Annotated in this window: 14 protein-coding genes and 1 pseudogene; 13 read left to right on the forward strand and 2 right to left on the reverse strand. The window is 30.1% G+C overall.

Features of this window, described 5'->3' with window-relative positions; translation table 11 throughout:
- The first annotated feature begins 103 nt into the window (after positions 1-103).
- The 13 genes and pseudogenes from GQR92_RS00110 to GQR92_RS00165 all read left to right on the forward strand — a co-directional run bounded on the left by GQR92_RS00110 (position 104) and on the right by GQR92_RS00165 (position 14,986).
- Entirely contained in the window at positions 104-766 is a 663-nt protein-coding gene (locus tag GQR92_RS00110) for a hypothetical protein (RefSeq protein WP_158837214.1), read from the forward strand.
- 124 nt (positions 767-890) lie between these two features.
- A complete protein-coding gene (gene rpmH / locus GQR92_RS00115) occupies positions 891-1,052 on the forward strand; it encodes a 50S ribosomal protein L34 (RefSeq protein WP_036820926.1) in 162 nt (53 codons plus the stop codon).
- 107 nt (positions 1,053-1,159) lie between these two features.
- Positions 1,160-4,015, forward strand: coding sequence for a carbamoyl-phosphate synthase large subunit (carB, locus tag GQR92_RS00120; RefSeq protein WP_158837215.1), 2,856 nt, complete (start codon positions 1,160-1,162; stop codon positions 4,013-4,015).
- A gap of 231 nt (positions 4,016-4,246) precedes the next feature.
- Positions 4,247-4,831 carry a TetR/AcrR family transcriptional regulator gene (locus GQR92_RS00125; RefSeq protein ID WP_158837216.1) on the forward strand — a complete coding sequence of 195 codons (585 nt, stop codon included), beginning with the start codon at positions 4,247-4,249 and terminating at the stop codon, positions 4,829-4,831.
- A gap of 27 nt (positions 4,832-4,858) precedes the next feature.
- Complete coding sequence (locus GQR92_RS00130) at positions 4,859-6,214, forward strand: TolC family protein (RefSeq protein WP_158837217.1); 1,356 nt, start codon at positions 4,859-4,861, stop codon at positions 6,212-6,214.
- A gap of 7 nt (positions 6,215-6,221) precedes the next feature.
- On the forward strand, positions 6,222-7,214 hold the full coding sequence (locus GQR92_RS00135) for an HlyD family secretion protein (RefSeq protein ID WP_158837218.1): 993 nt from the start codon (positions 6,222-6,224) through the stop codon (positions 7,212-7,214).
- Between the two features lies 1 nt (position 7,215).
- On the forward strand, positions 7,216-8,385 hold the full coding sequence (locus tag GQR92_RS00140) for an ABC transporter permease (RefSeq protein WP_233269914.1): 1,170 nt from the start codon (positions 7,216-7,218) through the stop codon (positions 8,383-8,385).
- Positions 8,386-8,387: 2 nt separating this feature from the next.
- A complete protein-coding gene (locus GQR92_RS00145; protein ID WP_158837220.1) occupies positions 8,388-9,599 on the forward strand; it encodes an ABC transporter permease in 1,212 nt (403 codons plus the stop codon).
- A gap of 297 nt (positions 9,600-9,896) precedes the next feature.
- Positions 9,897-10,811, forward strand: a pseudogene (locus GQR92_RS00150) (DUF368 domain-containing protein); the annotation flags it as partial.
- On the forward strand, positions 10,791-11,099 hold the full coding sequence (locus tag GQR92_RS17865; RefSeq protein WP_233270128.1) for a DnaJ domain-containing protein: 309 nt from the start codon (positions 10,791-10,793) through the stop codon (positions 11,097-11,099). The pseudogene GQR92_RS00150 and the gene GQR92_RS17865, both read left to right, overlap by 21 nt.
- Positions 11,099-12,106 carry a DUF368 domain-containing protein gene (locus tag GQR92_RS00155; RefSeq protein WP_158837222.1) on the forward strand — a complete coding sequence of 336 codons (1,008 nt, stop codon included), beginning with the start codon at positions 11,099-11,101 and terminating at the stop codon, positions 12,104-12,106. The genes GQR92_RS17865 and GQR92_RS00155 overlap by 1 nt, the downstream gene beginning before the upstream one ends.
- Entirely contained in the window at positions 12,087-12,845 is a 759-nt protein-coding gene (locus GQR92_RS00160; RefSeq protein ID WP_158837223.1) for a shikimate dehydrogenase family protein, read from the forward strand. Before GQR92_RS00155 ends, GQR92_RS00160 begins: the two co-directional genes overlap by 20 nt.
- A 251-nt stretch (positions 12,846-13,096) precedes the next feature.
- Positions 13,097-14,986: a DUF349 domain-containing protein gene (locus GQR92_RS00165; RefSeq protein ID WP_158837224.1), complete on the forward strand. Its 1,890-nt coding sequence runs from the start codon at positions 13,097-13,099 to the stop codon at positions 14,984-14,986.
- Between the two features lie 229 nt (positions 14,987-15,215).
- On the opposite strand, the gene GQR92_RS00170 is transcribed toward GQR92_RS00165, so the two are convergent.
- Positions 15,216-15,989, reverse strand: coding sequence for a zinc ribbon domain-containing protein (locus GQR92_RS00170; protein ID WP_158837225.1), 774 nt, complete (start codon positions 15,987-15,989; stop codon positions 15,216-15,218).
- Positions 15,990-15,991: 2 nt separating this feature from the next.
- Positions 15,992-17,086, reverse strand: a complete 1,095-nt coding sequence (locus tag GQR92_RS00175) for a Nif3-like dinuclear metal center hexameric protein (RefSeq protein WP_158837226.1) — start codon at positions 17,084-17,086, stop codon at positions 15,992-15,994.
- Positions 17,087-17,341 lie beyond the last annotated feature (255 nt).

Below are 17,341 nucleotides of genomic sequence, written 5' to 3' on the forward strand. Positions count from 1 at the left end.
GATTTATGGCAAATAAAAAGAGGTATTTATTTTTATTATTTCTTCTATTTAAAATAGATGTAAATGGAATAGTTTTTGATTTGTTAAAATAAAAATCTGAATTTTGAAAAAATACCTACTCTTATTAAGTGTTTTATTGCTTTCTAGTTGTGCAATTCTTTTCCCAAAAGTATTTCAGCGTAAATCTGCAAATTTTAGTTTAGAAAATTTATGGTTTAATACGCAATTAGACTATCATAAAAATGCAAGCTATTTATTAAGTACAACCCAACTAAACTATAATTCGTTTAGTGGTGATGCTTATAATGAGCAATTATTAGAATTTTTCTCAAAGAAAGTAGGAGGTAACACTTTTACTAGAGAAAATTATAGAACTTCAGATAATAAAATAATTATTCCTTTTGCTATAGAATATAACCTTACAAAAGAAAATATTGCACTTTTACAACAAACAACAGATTTAGATTATATTGTGCTATCTAAAATATTAAGTCCAGATTTAATTAATAAATCTAAGGACCCACAATACGATTCTTTAAAATACAGATCTGGTGTTCTTGGTGGAGCCGTTGTATTTGTTAAGATTTTTGATATTAAAAACAACAATGTTTTTATAGAAATGAGTTGTAAAGGTGCTATTTATGACGATGACAACTTTAATTTTGATACCAATAGTTATGAAAACGACACCAGAATAGCAACTTATAAGAGTGAGGAACAGCTAGTAAAAAAGTGTTTTAAAAGGATTTTTAGAAGAATTAAATAAATTTTCATTTTTTTTTAAAATAGTGTTTGCCATAAATAAAAACAGTTGTATATTTGCCAACGCTTTAAAAGAGTAGAATTTAAAGCAGTAAAATAATAATAGAAGACATTTAAAAATACAGATAATGCCAAAAAGAACTTACCAACCGTCAAAGAGAAAGAGAAGAAATAAACATGGTTTCATGGAAAGAATGGCTTCTGCTAATGGTAGAAAGGTGTTGGCTCGTAGAAGAGCAAAAGGAAGAAAGAAAATTTCTGTTTCTACTGAAACTAGACATAAAAAATAAATGATTGACATTTGTTAATATATAAGGTGTTACTTTTTTAAGTAATGCCTTTTTTTATACCCAAGCACTAACTATTTTTGTAAAACTAAACAACACAACAACTTACAATGCCAAAAAGAAAAGACCTCAAATCAGTTTTAATTATTGGATCTGGACCAATTGTAATTGGACAAGCGTGTGAATTTGATTATTCTGGTTCACAATCTTTACGTTCTTTAAGGGAAGATGGAATTGAAACTATTTTAATTAACTCGAACCCTGCAACAATTATGACAGACCCTTCTATGGCTGATCATATTTACTTGTTGCCTTTAACAACAAAATCAATCATTCAAATTTTAAAAGAGCATCCTCAAATTGATGCTGTTTTACCTACAATGGGTGGTCAAACTGCATTAAACTTATGTATAGAGGCAGATGACAAAGGAATTTGGGAAGATTTTAATGTAAAATTAATTGGTGTAGACATTGATGCCATTAATATTACTGAAGACAGAGAACAATTTAGAGAGTTAATGCTAAAGATTGATGTGCCAATGGCACCGCAAGCAACAGCAACTTCATTTTTAAAAGGAAAAGAAATTGCACAAGAATTTGGTTTTCCTTTAGTAATTCGTTCTTCTTACACTTTAGGTGGGGCAGGAGCTTCTATTGTTTACAAAGCAGAAGATTTTGACCAACTTTTAAGTTTCGGTTTAGAAGCATCACCAATACATGAGGTGATGATTGACAAAGCGATGATGGGATGGAAAGAATACGAATTAGAATTACTACGTGATAAAAACGATAATGTTGTTATTATCTGTTCTATCGAAAATATGGATCCTATGGGAATTCATACTGGAGATTCTATTACCGTAGCACCTGCAATGACACTTTCTGATAAAACATATCAGAAAATGCGAGACATGTCTATTAAAATGATGCGTTCTATTGGAGATTTTGAAGGTGGATGTAACGTGCAGTTTGCCGTTTCACCAGATGAAAAAGAAGATATTATTGCTATCGAGATTAATCCTCGTGTATCTCGTTCATCCGCTTTAGCGTCTAAAGCAACAGGATATCCTATTGCAAAAGTTGCTACAAAATTAGCAATTGGGTATACATTAGACGAATTAGAAAATGGAATTACAAAATCTACATCCGCTTTATTTGAGCCAACGTTAGATTATGTAATTGTAAAAATACCTCGTTGGAATTTTGATAAATTTGAAGGGTCAGACAGAACTTTAGGTTTACAAATGAAATCTGTTGGTGAGGTAATGGGAATTGGACGATCTTTTCAAGAAGCATTACACAAAGCAACGCAATCTTTAGAGATTAAAAGAAATGGTTTAGGTGCAGACGGAAAAGGCTACACAGACTACAACCAAATTATAGAAAAATTAACCTACGCAAGTTGGGACCGTGTTTTTGCTATTTATGATGCAATTGCAATGGGAATTCCTTTAACTCAGATTCATGATATCACAAGAATAGACATGTGGTATTTAAAACAATATGAAGAGTTATTTCAACTTCAAAAAGAAATTTCTACCTATACAATAGAAACTCTTGGTAGAGAATTATTATTAGAAGCAAAACAAAAAGGATACGGAGACAGACAAATAGCACACATGTTGGGTTGTTTAGAAAGTCAAGTATATACCAAGAGAGAAGAGCTAAAAGTACAACGTGTTTTTAAATTAGTTGATACTTGTGCAGCAGAATTTAAAGCAAAGACTCCTTATTACTATTCAACTTTCGAAAACGAGATTGAAACAGCAGACGGAGAAATTATCATTGCAAACGAAAGTATTGTAACTGATAAAAAGAAAATAATTGTTTTAGGTTCTGGACCAAATAGAATTGGACAAGGAATTGAGTTTGATTACTGTTGTGTACATGGTGTTTTAGCGGCTGCAGAATGTGGTTACGAAACCATTATGATTAACTGTAACCCAGAAACGGTTTCTACCGATTTTGATACCGCAGATAAATTATACTTTGAGCCTGTTTTTTGGGAACATATTTATGACATTATTCGTCATGAAAAACCAGAAGGAGTTATTGTGCAATTAGGTGGACAAACCGCATTAAAATTAGCTGAAAAGTTAACCAAATACGGAATAAAAATTATAGGTACCTCTTTTGAAGCTTTAGATATAGCAGAAGATAGAGGGAGATTTTCTGCAATGTTAAAGGATAATAAAATTCCTTTTCCAGAATATGGTATTGCAGAAACAGCTGATGAAGCTTTGGTTTTAGCAGATGAATTAAATTTTCCAATTTTGGTAAGACCTTCTTATGTTTTAGGAGGGCAAGGAATGAAAATTGTGATTAACAAAGATGATTTAGTAAAACATGTAGTAGATTTATTAGGTAGAATGCCTGGTAATAAATTATTGTTAGATCATTATTTAGATGGCGCAATAGAAGCAGAAGCAGATGCAATTTGTGATGCAGATGGTAATGTATATATTATTGGTATTATGGAGCATATAGAACCTTGTGGAATTCACTCTGGAGATTCTAATGCAACTTTACCAGCTTTTAATTTAGGTGAATTTGTTTTGCAACAAATTAAAGATCATACACGTACCATTGCAACAGAATTAAAAACAGTTGGTTTAATAAATGTTCAGTTTGCTGTTAAAGATGATATTGTGTATATTATTGAAGCAAACCCAAGAGCCTCTAGAACGGTACCTTTTATTGCAAAAGCATACAAAGAACCGTATGTAAATTATGCCACTAAAGTAATGTTAGGCCACAATAAAGTTACAGACTTTAATTTTAACCCTCAATTAGAAGGTTTTGCAATTAAACAACCTGTATTTTCTTTTAACAAGTTTCCTAATGTAGATAAGAAACTAGGACCAGAAATGAAATCGACAGGAGAAAGCATCTTGTTTATTGATAGTTTAAAAGACGATCAATTTTATGATTTATATGCGAGGCGTAAAATGTATTTGAATAAGTAAATACATCTATTAGATATTTAAAAGCACTCATTTTTACTGATATATTTCAGTAAAATGAGTGCTTTTTTTTGTGCTTATATTTTATGATTATATCAATTTTCCGTTTGTAGATGTTCCTTTTTTAATATTAATGCCTGTATGACTCGTTATAATAAAAATAAAAAATAATAGATAAATAATAAATGAATGAACATTTATTCATAAATTTGTATGCTCAAAAAAAGAGATACTATGGCACGTAAAATTGATGAAGATAAAATAGCGAGAATTAAAGAAGCTATTATGCATACCATCGTAGAAAATGGAATTGAAGCAACTACTATTGCTATGATTGCTAAAAAAGCAAACGTAAGTGGTGGGTATTTATATAGAACTTATGCTGGTAAACAAGATTTAATAAATGAATTGTATCATGATAAAGTAAATTCTTTATATAAAGAATTAGAATTTTTATTAACCTTAAATCCCAATAGTATTAGGCCATTATTAGAAGAGTTTATTAGAAATAGAGTAACTTACTTTCTGAATGAGCCAAATACATCAAAATTTTTTTACCTATTACTGCATAATGAAAACTTTTTTGCATCAGAAATTATTAAGGAACAAAGTGCAGCATTAATGCAGGGTATAAAAAAAATTGGTATCAAATCTGGAGAGATTTCAAAAGATATAACGGTTTATCAATTGCATTATCACATTTTAGTCTATGCGGTAGACTACATCAATTTTACTCGAAAAAATATTTTTGGAGAACAAGAAGTAACCATACATGATGTAGAGAAATTAACGGATAATATTATGAAAATTTTAAAATAAATGAATGTCAATTTAAAATTTAAACCAATGAAATTGAATAAAAGAGGAGTGTTATTCTCCTGTATTTTGTGTTTTCTATCAACGTTTACAAATGCACAAGATATTACATTAAGGCAAGCATACGATTTAATGTTGTCTAAAAATGGAGATGTAAAAGCATCTAGCTTTGAAGTAAAAGCCATGGAAGAAGAGCATAAAGCTACAAAAGGGTTGCGTTTGCCAACGGTAGGTGTTTCTGGTACTTATATGCATTTAGATAAAGATATTTCGGCAGATTTAAATGAGCAAAGAAATAAGGTAGGTGGTTTATTAGGTATTACAGATCCTGCTGCGGTTTTAGGTAGTTGGGATTTTACGTTGCAAGAACAAAACTTGGGTTTTGCAACTGCAGATATATCGATGCCTATTTATGCTGGAGGAAAAATAAATGCAGCCAATAAAGCATCAGAAATAAAATTAGCATTGTCTGAAACAAAGCATAAAATAAAGGAAGATCAATTAACGGTACAACTAATAAATTACTTTTTTAAGTTAAAATTAGCCAAAGAAGCTGTGCAGTTAAGGGAAGAAGTTTACAATGTTATTTTGTTACATAACAACCAAGCAATGAAGTTTTTCGAAAACGGTATCATTCCGGAAGTAGAAACATTAAATGCTAAAGTAGCGCTGTCTAATGCAAATAGGGAATTGCTAGGTGCTAAAAAAGATGTTGATTTAGCTACAACAGCTGTTCAAAACCTAATAGGAGTAAATACCATTTCTGATTTTAGCAGTGATTTTAAAGAACCAACCATTGTAAAACCTTTGCAAGAGTTTACTAATGATATGCTGAGTGCAAATGAACAGTTAAAAATTATTGAAAAAAATTATGAGTTAGCAAAAGTAGGAGTACAGGTAGAAAATAGTGATTATTTTCCGAAGGTTGGTGTTTCTGGAAAATACATTCTTTGGAAAGATAATTTACCTTTAGTAGATACAAAATGGTTTGTTGGTGTTGGTGTAGAATGGGAATTGTTTAACGGTTTTCAAAGAGAACATAAAGTAAAAGCATCTAAATATAAAATTTCTCAAGTAGAAGAAATAGACAGGCAAGCACGATTAAATTTAACAACGTATACAGAAAAATTGTACAATACCATGCAAAAGGAATTGGAGCAGTATGAAAGTTTAAATACCGATGAAGCCTTGGCAAATAGGTTAAAGTTTATGAGAACTCGTGCTTTTGAAGAAGGAACGGGAACTTCTTTAGAGGTTGTGGATGCAACTTTAAAATTATCAGAAATTAAATTACATAAAATAAAAGCCTTATACGAGTACAATGTAGCTTACGGAGAGTTAATGGTGCTTACAGGAAAAACAGCTTCTTTCTTAAATCAAAATTAATATTAAAATGAGAAATCCAAAATTTATAAAGTCATTAATAGGTGTGGTAATTATTTCAATTATCGTACTTACAGGTGTGTGGTTCTTAACAAAACCTAAATCCGTTATTTTACAAGGTAGAATAGAAGCTAAAGAAATTTATTTATCGTCTAAAATACCTACACGAATTAATTCTTTTGAAGTTAAAGAAGGACAAAGTGTTAAAAAAGGGCAATTATTAGCAACGCTTTTAAGTCCAGAAATTATGGCAAAAGAGCAACAAGCTTTGGCGTTAAGAGATGCTGCAAATGCTCAAAAAAATAAAGCACAAAATGGCGCAAGACTAGAAGAAATTAGAGCTGCCAAAAGTGTTTATGAAAAAGCGACTGCAGCTGCCAATGTAATGAATAAAACATATACTCGTATGGCAAACTTATTTAAAGACGGCGTAATTTCTGAACAAAAACGAGATGAAATATTTGCCAAAAAAGAAGTTGCTTTAAAGGATCAGGAAGCAGCATTAAGCATGTATCAGATGGCAATGAAAGGCGCTAGAAATGAAGATATAGATGCTGCAAAAGCTATGGTAAAACAAGCAGATGGCGCTTTAACGGAATTAGAAGGTTATAAAAATGAACGTAATATTATTGCACCAATAGATGCAGAAGTTCTTAATTTTTTACCAGAAGAAGGAGAGTTAATAGGAGCAGGTTATCCGGTGGTTCATTTGGTAGATTTAACAAATAGTTACGCCATTTTAAATATTAAAGAAACCAGTCTTTTCAACTTTAAAAAAGAAGGCATTTTTGAAGCAACGATTCCTGCTTTAAAGAATAAAAAAGTACAATTTAAAATTTACTATGTGGCTGCTTTAGGAGATTATGCTACTTGGAGTGCAACAAAGGCTACCGGAGATTTTGATATTAGAACTTTTGAAATTAAAGCGATGCCAGTTACAAAAGAGGTAGATTTAAGACCTGGAATGAGTATTTTAATTGATTATTCTCAATTTAATGAGTAAAATGAAACCCTCTTTACGGATTGCAAAAAGAGAGATAGCACTGTTGTTTAACAGTAAGTCGTCTTTTATTCTTGCAATAATACTACCATTTGTGTCCATTTTGTTTTTCAATACGCTTTTAAGTGAAGGTGTTGCGAGAGATTTACCTGTTGCTGTGGTAGATTTAGATCATACGGCAACATCTAGAAATGTAATTGCTCAGTTAGATGCTGCGCCAGAGATTAAAATTGGTTTTTTTCCTTTAGATCAGCATAAAGGAGAAGCATTAATTAGTTTAGGAAAAGCGTATGGTGTCATTACAATTCCTAATAACTTTGAAGCAGATTTAAAAAGTGGAAAACAAGTACATATCATCAATCAATACAATAGTAATTTATTATTGGCAGGAGGATTAGAGTATAAAGCATTTAGAAAAGTAATTGGTACAATTTCGGCAGGTATAAATATCGAAAAACAACGTAAAAAAGGAGTTTCCATGCAACAAGCATTGGTGAATTATCAGCCTATTTTGGCGAGTAATCATGTGTTGTCAAACCCATTTACAAACTATTCGTATTATTTGAATACAGGTTTTTTAACGATGTTATTTCAGTTATTTGTCATGCTAACTACAATTTACCGTTTTGGAGCAGATTTAAAATATAGCAAAGGAAATAAGTTATTGAACATTACAAATGGACGTTTATCAGCAATTATTTTAGGAAAAGTTTTACCTTATACTGTATGGTTTTTGTTGGTAGGTATTATTACGTTATTAAGTATGTACGTATGGCAAGATTTTCCGTTTTTGGGAAGTAAAATGACAGTTTTGGTTGGTTTGCTTTTATTGATTTTAGCAAATCAATCATTCGCTTTATTCTTTATTGCTATCAGTGGTAGTTTTAGGGAAGCATTAACAATTGGTTCTGGATTTGGTGCTGTAAGTCTTTCTTTTTCAGGAATTACATTCCCTATTTTTGGAATGCCAGAAGTATTGCAATGGTTGAGTCAGGTTTTTCCATTTACGCATTTCTTTGAATTATTATTAGATCAATCACAACGAGGATTTCCTGTATTTTATTCTTTAAAATCAATCATTATTTTAGTTGTTTTATGTATTGTACCAATTGCAATAAGTTGGCTTAAATTAAAAAGATTGTTTTTAAAAGGAAGCTTTAATCACAGTATTTAAAAATGAAAAATTTATATAAATTTATTTACAAAGGAATCATCTCATTTAAACATACGTTTGCTACCGAATGGAATGGAATTAAATCGGACAAAGCAGTGGTAAGCACTTTTTTATCTGTAACCCTTATTATCTTGGTGGTGTATACATATATATATTCTAACCAAATAATTAAAGAAGTTCCGGTAGCAATTGTAAACCAAGATGGTACTAGAATGAGTAGAGATTATATTGCCATGTTAGCTGCTACAGAAGGTACAAAAACAATAACCACATTTACAGATTTAGAAGCTGCTAAAGTAGCCTATTACTCAAGAAATGTACAGGGAATTGTTATTGTACCAAAGAATTTTGAAAATAATATTAGAAGCGGTAGACAAACAACAATTACTACCTTTTCTGATGCTGCTAATATGTTGTTTTATAAACGTGTTTTAGGAGATGTTACTAAGGTTAACGGATATTTTAGCGCAGGAATTTCAATTAAAAAAGAAATGGCAAAAGGTGTTTCTTTTGATGAAGCTCAAAAAAATTATACGCCTATAAAAGCAATATCTACCAGTTTGTTTAATACAAATTCTGGGTATGCAACTTATTTAATACCAATGTTAACGGCCTTAATTATTCAATTAGTTTTATTAATGGGAATTGGTCTTTTAAGTGGTTCTAGAAGAGAAGCAAAATCTACACATAAAGAGTTTCCAAGAATATTACATAAAGGCGGCGTAGTCTCTGTTTTATTAGCAAAAGCGTGTTTATATACTTTAATTTATATTGTTATTATTCCTGTTCAAGTTGGCGTTGTGTACACGCTGTTTGGCATTCCGGTACGTTCTTCATTGCTATCTATTTATGTATTTATAATTCCGTATATATTTTCTGTGGTATTTTTAGGCATATCAATCAGTTCTTTTTTTAAAAGAAGAGAAGATTCAATTGTGTTTTTAGTATTGATTTCTATTCCGTCATTAATGTTAAGTGGGTTGTCTTTTCCTGCTGAAGGATTTTCTAATTTTTATAAATTTATTTCAGAAATCATTCCGTCTACAGCCGGTATGAATGGTTTTGTTAAATTAACACAAATGGAAGCTTCGTTTGTAGATGTCTTAAACGAATGGAATCATTTATGGTTGTTAACAATTATTTATTTTGTGATTGCCGCTATTTCTTTAAAAGTAAGAGCTGAAAAGGAATTGGCTTTAAACAAAGCATCCTAAAACATAGATTGCTTTTTAGACTATTTTATAAGCTGTATTGTGGTTAGGAAATTAGTATTAATACGGTTCAATTTTCTTTAGTGATGTAATTTGGAGTTCTTTTTTATAAAAAATCTTATAAAGAGTACGCTAAGAATCTAAACCACTTATTCTTTCTATAAATTTTAGGCTTTATAATGATGAATTTCTATTGCGTAAATTAAATTTCATCAACATAAAGAAGCGGTTAAATTAAGTCTCTTTTCTTAGTTTTTCTCAAAATTCTATTATCTTCGTTTTTTTTAAAAGAGATATAAAATGAGTAGAAATATAAAAGACTATTTAGTTATAGGTTTAAAAGGAATGGCAATGGGAGCCGCAGATGTAGTACCTGGAGTTTCTGGAGGTACCATTGCTTTTATTTCTGGTATATATGAAGAATTACTAGGTTCTATAAGTAACGTAAATATTGGTTTATTTAAAACATTAAAACAAGATGGTTTTAAAGCAGCGTGGACACAATTAAACGGAAACTTTTTAGCATCCTTATTTTTAGGTATTTTTATAAGTATTATTTCTTTGGCAAAAGCGATAAAATATTTATTAGAAAATGAGCCTGTTTTACTATGGTCTTTCTTTTTTGGTTTGGTATTAGCTAGTATTATTTACATTGCCAAACAAATTACAAAATGGAACATTCTTGCATTTGTATTTTTAATTACAGGTGCTTTTTTGGCTTATTATATTACCACTTTAAACCCTTTAGTTTCAGAAAATTCTTCTCCAGTTTTTATATTTATAGCGGGTGCAATAGCAATATGTGCTATGATTCTACCCGGAATTTCAGGATCATTTATTTTGGTTTTGTTAGGAGCTTATAAGCCTGTATTAGATGCTTTAAATAATAAAGATTTTAAAACGATTTTAATTTTTATGGCAGGAGCAATTATTGGTTTGTTAACCTTTTCTAGAGTATTAAAATGGTTGTTTAAACATTACAAAAATTTAACTTTAGCTGCTTTAACCGGTTTTATAATTGGTTCTTTAAATAAAATTTGGCCTTGGAAAGAAACATTAACATGGCGTACAAATTCTCATGGAGTAGAAGTACCATTTAACCAACAAAGTGTAAGTCCTTTTTCTTTTAATGGAGATGCAGAATTAACCATGGCAATTGTATTGGCAGTTGTTGGTTTTGTAATTATTCTAGGAATGGAAAAATTAGCAGTTCAGAATAAAGGAAAAGAATTGCTAGAAAAAGAAAATAAAAAAGCTGAAAAAGATGATTACGATTATGATAATGTATTTGATTCTATTTCTATTGAAAAAGCTTATAGTGCATTAGGTGTAAATAAAAGTACATCAAAAGCTGATGTAAAAAAGGCATATCGTTTACTTGTAAAAAAATATAATTCAGATCAACGAGAAAGTTATGAAGAACACGTTAAAGACATACTTGATGACAAAATGAAAGAAATTAATTTAGCAAAAGAAATTTTAGCAAAGAACGGATTAATTTAATGATTGTTGAAAGAACTTTTTTACAGAAATTAAGCCTTTTTTTTAAAGGCTTAGCAATGGGCGCTGCAAATAAAGTGCCTGGAGTTTCTGGTGGAACTGTTTCTTTCGTTTTTGGTTTTTATGAAGAATTAATTTACTCATTTAGAAAGATAAATTTAAAAGCGTTTAAGTTGCTTCTAAATGGTCGGTTTAAAAGTTTTTATCAATATGTAAATGGTTCTTTTCTGCTCTTAATAATGGGCGGAAGCATCTTTAGTTACTTTAGTGTTTCTTTAGTGTTAGATTATTTCTTAGTAAACTTTGAACTCTATGTTTGGAGTTGGTTTTTTGGGATGATTTTGGGCTCTATTTACTATATAGGAAAAGACTTTGGCGATTGGAATTTTAAAAATATCCTGTCTTTAATTATTGGTGCTTCCATAGGTATAGGAATCAGTTTTTTAACACCTGCAACCGAAAATGACAACCTTTGGTTTGTATTTATTTGTGGAATTATAGGGGTTTCTGGTATGACACTTCCCGGACTTTCGGGGTCTTTTATTTTAATTCTATTAGGTAATTATGTGTTGTTATTGGTAGATTCTGTAAACGTTTTATTTAATGTAATTACGAGTCTTTTGTCTGGCGATTTTAAAGTGTTGTCTGATCCGGTTAAAGTAAGGTATTTAAAAATAATTGGCGTTTTTACAGCAGGTTCTGCATTTGGTTTGGTTTCTATAAGTCATGTTTTAGGCTATGTTTTAAAACGCTGGCATCAAATAGTAAATGCAGTGATTATAGGTTTTATAACAGGTTCTTTAGGGATTGTTTGGCCTTGGAAAAAAGCAATTTATTTGCAAGAAAAAGGAACGTACTTAATTGATAAAAAAGGAAATCAAATTGTTGAAAATTATGAACGTTTTGTTCCTGATTTTTCAATTTCGCAAACTTGGTTTGCTCTATTTTTTATAGTAGTAGGTGTTTTGGTAATTTTAGTAATAGATTTTTATGGACAAAAGAAAAAATAAAGTTTTTGGGTTATTAGGAAAAGATATTGAATATTCTTTTTCTCGTGGTTATTTTACAGAAAAGTTTGAAAAATTAGGCTTAAAAAAACACAGCTATGTTAATTTTGATCTTCAGAAAATAGAAGAATTTCCTGGTGTTATTGAACAAGGTGGCGAAAAATTAGGTGGTATAAATGTAACCATTCCTTATAAAGAGGCCGTAATGAAGTATTTAGATAAGCTAGATAAAACGGCAAAAGAAATTGGTGCCGTAAATACCATAAAATTTACCAAAAGAGGAAATTTAAAAGGGTATAATTCTGATGTTGTAGGTTTTGAAAAATCAATATTTCCGTTGATAACAAAAAAACATAAAAGAGCTTTAATATTAGGTACAGGTGGTGCTTCTAAAGCAATTGCTTACGCGTTAAAAAAGAATGATATTAAATTTAAATTTGTTTCTAGAAATCCGAAGGGTAAAAAAGAAATTTCTTACCAAGATGTAACGGAAGAGGTTATGGAAAAGTATCAAATAATTATCAACTCTACGCCAGTTGGTACTTCACCAAATACAGATAAATGTCCTGATATTCCGTATCAATTTATTACAGAAAATCACCTTTTATATGATTTAATTTACAATCCAGAAGTGACTACTTTTTTATCCAAAGGAAAAGAAAAAGGAGCGGTTATAAAAAATGGGTATGAAATGTTGCAATTGCAAGCAGAAGAATCTTGGAGAATTTGGAATAAAGCTTAATAAATAAGGTAAAAAATTACTTGTTTTTAGTTATTGATAGCAAGTTAGTGCGTTAGGGATTGCATTGAAAATCCTTTTTATGAAGAATGAATAAAAAGATTGTAAAGTAAAGCCCGACCTGCAAGGGAACGCCAAAAAGTAAATTATCTATATTATTTTAGTGGTTAGATAGTTTGTAGATTTAGTTAGATGTCAGTATCTTTATAGATATATAATAGTAGTATTATATTAAGACCTTAAACATTGTAGATATGTTAGAAAAGAATGAAGAAAACGTTGATAAAACGGAAAAGAAAGTAGTAGAAGTTGTGAGTGAAACTTTAAAAGTTGAAGCAGAAGAAGTTGTAGAGAAGTCTGATGATACTGTTGATGCTGTTGAAGAAATAGAGAATTCTATTGCTGTTGATGCAGAAAAAGATACAGCTAAAGATGACGAATCTACCGTGGTAGATTACTCAAAATTATCTTTAGAGGATTTAGTTGCAGAACTTAAAAATACGCTTTCAGATAATCCTGTTCAAAAAATTAAAAATCAAGTTGAGGGTATTAAAAGTGCTTTTAACCAAAAATTTGGAGCTTTATTAGCAGAAAAGAAAGCAGCCTTTTTAGAAGAAGGAGGTAATTCTATTGATTTTCAATTTTCTAGTCCTATAAAAACTGATTATAACAACTTATTATCAGAATATAAAAAACAGCGTGATGCACATTATAATGATTTAGATAAGCAGTTATCTTCTAATTTAGATAAGAGACTTTCTGTTATAGAGCAATTAAAAGATTTAATTGAAAATGCAGATACGGCAACGATGTACAAAAGTTTTAGAGAGTTGCAAGATACTTGGAGGACTATTGGACCTGTTTCTAAAAGCCATTACAATGATACTTGGAAAACATTTCATCATCATGTAGAACGTTTTTATGATTTATTACACTTAAGTAATGATTTTAGAGATTTAGATTTTAAACATAATTTAGAAGAAAAATTAAAAATTATAGAAAAAGCAAATGCATTAGCAGAAGTTGCTGATATAAATATTGCTTTTAAAGAATTACAAGACTTACACAAAATTTGGAAAGAAGATATTGGACCTGTTTCGCAAGAAATGAGAGAAGATATTTGGCAAAAATTTAGTGTTGCTACTAAAAAGATTCATGATAGAAGACATGATCATTTTAGAGAAATGCGCTCTAAATACCAAGAAATTATAGAAAAGAAATTAGTAGTTGTAGAAAAGTTGAATGCTTTTGATACTGCTAATAATAAAACACATAACGATTGGCAGAAAAGTATTAAAGATATAGAAGAATTAAGGCAAGAATATTTTAATGCAGGGAAACTTCCGTATTCTAAAAGTGAAGAAGTTTGGCAAAAATTTAAAGCAGCTACAAAGAAATTTAATAGCGCTAAGAATGTTTTTTACAAACACGAAAAAAATGATCAACAAGAGAATTTAAAGAAAAAGATGGAGTTGATAGAACTCGCAGAATCTTTAAAAGAAAGTGATGATTGGGAATCTTCTACAAACACTTTAAAGAAAATACAAGCAGATTGGAAAAAAATTGGTCATGTACCTCGTAAATTTTCTGATGATATTTGGAAACGTTTTAAAGCCGCTTGTAACCATTATTTTGATAGATATCACGATCAAAAAAACTCTTTAAACAAAGAACAACAAGAGGTTGTAGACGCTAAAAAAGCATTTTTAGAAACTGTAAAAGAATTAACAGCGCCAACCAAGGATGAAATCTTCGAAATTATAAATAATTGGAGAAATTTAGGTGTTTTGCCAAGAAATGCAAGACATATAGATGGTAAATTTAATAAATTAATAGACAGAGCTCTTGGAGGTTTAGATTTAGATAAGAACGAAGTTGCTATGTTAAAATTTACACATGTTGTAGATAGTTTAGCAGCAGATAATGATGTTAGAAAATTAGATTCTGAACAAATGTTTGTTAGAAAGAAAATAGATGAAGTTGTAAAAGAGATTCAGCAATTAGAAAACAATTTAGGCTTCTTTTCTAACGCAAAAGCAGACAATCCTTTGGTGCTAAACGTAAGAAACAGAGTAGACGAATTTAAAGTAGATTTAGCGCTTTGGAAAGAGAAGTTAAGCTATATTAAGAGTTTAGATTACTAATTGTTTAGACCTCTTTAAAAATATAAAACTCGAAGCTTTGGCTTCGAGTTTTTTTATGAGAACATTTTATTTATTATCACCAAATTATGTTTCTAAACAAGAATGGTTTTTTGCCTAGGTAGAAATAATAAAGGTTTAAATGAGGTCTTTTAATAATTAGCTATAAAACAAAAAACTCGAAGCAATTAAGCTTCGAGTTTTTTAAAGATTTTATATGTAAAAGAAAAGATTAAGAAAAGAATTTTTCCATTTTTAATTTTTCTTCTTCAGCTAAAGCAGCATCAACTAAAATACGACCACTATGTTCGTCTATAGTTATTTTCTTTCTGTTAGCTATTTCTAATTGTACCTGAGGTGGAATTGTAAAGTAAGAACCTCCAGAAGCACCACGTTCTATAGCAACAACAGCTAAACCATTTTTAACTTTAGTTCTAATTCTAGTATATGCAGAAAATAAGTGAGTGTCTAAAGTTTGAGAAAATTCATTAGATTTTTTTGCTAATAATTCTTCTTCTTTTTCAGTTTCTTTTAAGATAGCATCTAATTCCGCTTTTTTATGGCTTAAATGTTTTTCTTGTTTTGCTAATTTTTCTTTAGTAGCATCAATTACTGTATTTTTCTGAGCTATTTTTGCTTTGTATTCTATAATTCTTTTTTCAGCTAATTGAATTTCTAAATCTTGGTATTCAATTTCTTTAGATAAAGAGTCAAATTCTCTGTTGTTTCTAACTTTCTTTTGCTGCTCATCATACTTTTTCATTAACCCATTAGACTCTTCAATAGCTAATTTTTTGTTGTTAATGTCAGTTTCTAAGTTTGCTGCATCTTGATTTAAGTTCGCAATACGCGTGTTTAATCCGGCAACTTCATCTTCTAAATCTTCAACTTCTAAAGGTAGTTCACCTCTAACGTTTCTAATTTCGTCAATTCTAGAGTCGATTAATTGTAAATCGTATAAAGCTCTTAATTTTTCTTCAACCGAAATTTCTTTCTTCTTTGCCATGGTTATATATAATATATAGGATTTGTACTTTTTTCTGATAAAATGACTGCAAAATTACTAAATTTTTTCGTAAGATAGTCTACCAAAAGGTTTTTTGTAAACTGTTCACTCTCATAATGCCCAATATCTGCTAAAAGAATACTATTTTCAGCTTTAAAAAACTCATGATATTTAAAATCTGCACTAACATATGCATCTGCACCAGCTCTTTTTGCATTAGAAATGGCAAAACTACCAGATCCGCCTAAAACAGCTACTTTTTTTATTTTTTTATTGATCATGTTAGAATGACGCACACAATCGGTTTGCATTGTTTTCTTTAGATATAAGAGAAACGCTTTTTCATCCATTTCTTCGGGCAACTCACCAATCATTCCCATACCAATATCCTGATAAACATTTTCTGTTGTAAGTAACTCGTAAGCAACTTCTTCATACTCATGATTCCTTTTTAAAACTTTTAAAATTGCAGCCTCATATTTGCTTTCAAAAACTACAGAAATTTGAGTTTCTTTTTCGGTATGATCTATGCCTCTTTCTCCTAAAGTCGGATTTGAGTTTTCGTTACCTTTATAGGTCGATGCTCCCAAAGTACTAAAAGAACAATTATCATAATTACCAAGACTTCCGGCACCTGCAGCAAAAAGAAGCTTTCTTAATTCTTCGGCATTTTTAGAAGGAACATAAGTAGTCAGTTTTTTTATGATCCCTTTTTTAGGAATTAAAATTTCTGTATTTTCTAAACCTAAAACTTCACACATTTTTGCAGAAACTCCGTTTTTAGAATTATCTAAAGCAGTATGTGTTGCATAAATGGCAATGTCATTTTTTATCGCCTTTAAAACCACACGTTCTACATACGAGTTACCGTTTAGTTTTTTTAAACCACCAAAAATAATAGGATGAAAGCTTACAATTAAATTACAATTTTTAGCAATTGCTTCATCTACCGTTTCCTCTAAAGTATCTAGAGTTACTAGAACTCCAGAAACCGTAGTATTGTAGTTGCCAACTAATAAACCAACATTATCAAAATCTTCAGCATAATTTAAAGGAGCTAATTCTTCTAAATAATTGGTGATATCTTTTATAATCATAAATTAAAATTGTATCGAAAACCAAAGTTAACATTTTCCGTTCATCAATCCATAAAAATGCGTTGCTTTTTAGATACTAATTATACTTATTTTTAGATATAACTAAGTATAATGAAATTTATGTTATTCAGTTTTGCTTCAAAAAAATACTAACTCGTAAAAAATCAACAACCTCGACCCAAGGGTACGAGGTATGCTTCCGAAACATGTTTTTTCATTTCGAGGCAAGCCTCGGGGGAATTAAACCCTTGGCTA

The organism is Polaribacter sp. L3A8, from assembly GCF_009796785.1.
Lineage (GTDB): Bacteria > Bacteroidota > Bacteroidia > Flavobacteriales > Flavobacteriaceae > Polaribacter.

Excerpts from the sequence above, each read along its gene's own strand:
- GQR92_RS00145 (WP_158837220.1), top strand. The coding sequence starts at position 8,388 with ATGAAAAATTTATATAAATTTATTTACAAAGGAATCATCTCATTTAAA.
- GQR92_RS17865 (WP_233270128.1), top strand. The coding sequence starts at position 10,791 with ATGGAAAAATTAGCAGTTCAGAATAAAGGAAAAGAATTGCTAGAAAAA.
- GQR92_RS00125 (WP_158837216.1), top strand. The coding sequence starts at position 4,247 with ATGGCACGTAAAATTGATGAAGATAAAATAGCGAGAATTAAAGAAGCT.
- GQR92_RS00140 (WP_233269914.1), top strand. The coding sequence starts at position 7,216 with ATGAAACCCTCTTTACGGATTGCAAAAAGAGAGATAGCACTGTTGTTT.
- GQR92_RS00165 (WP_158837224.1), top strand. The coding sequence starts at position 13,097 with ATGTTAGAAAAGAATGAAGAAAACGTTGATAAAACGGAAAAGAAAGTA.
- GQR92_RS00135 (WP_158837218.1), top strand. The coding sequence starts at position 6,222 with ATGAGAAATCCAAAATTTATAAAGTCATTAATAGGTGTGGTAATTATT.
- carB (WP_158837215.1), top strand. The coding sequence starts at position 1,160 with ATGCCAAAAAGAAAAGACCTCAAATCAGTTTTAATTATTGGATCTGGA.
- GQR92_RS00130 (WP_158837217.1), top strand. The coding sequence starts at position 4,859 with ATGAAATTGAATAAAAGAGGAGTGTTATTCTCCTGTATTTTGTGTTTT.
- GQR92_RS00155 (WP_158837222.1), top strand. The coding sequence starts at position 11,099 with ATGATTGTTGAAAGAACTTTTTTACAGAAATTAAGCCTTTTTTTTAAA.
- GQR92_RS00160 (WP_158837223.1), top strand. The coding sequence starts at position 12,087 with ATGGACAAAAGAAAAAATAAAGTTTTTGGGTTATTAGGAAAAGATATT.
- rpmH (WP_036820926.1), top strand. The coding sequence starts at position 891 with ATGCCAAAAAGAACTTACCAACCGTCAAAGAGAAAGAGAAGAAATAAA.
- GQR92_RS00170 (WP_158837225.1), bottom strand. The coding sequence starts at position 15,989 with ATGGCAAAGAAGAAAGAAATTTCGGTTGAAGAAAAATTAAGAGCTTTA.
- GQR92_RS00175 (WP_158837226.1), bottom strand. The coding sequence starts at position 17,086 with ATGATTATAAAAGATATCACCAATTATTTAGAAGAATTAGCTCCTTTA.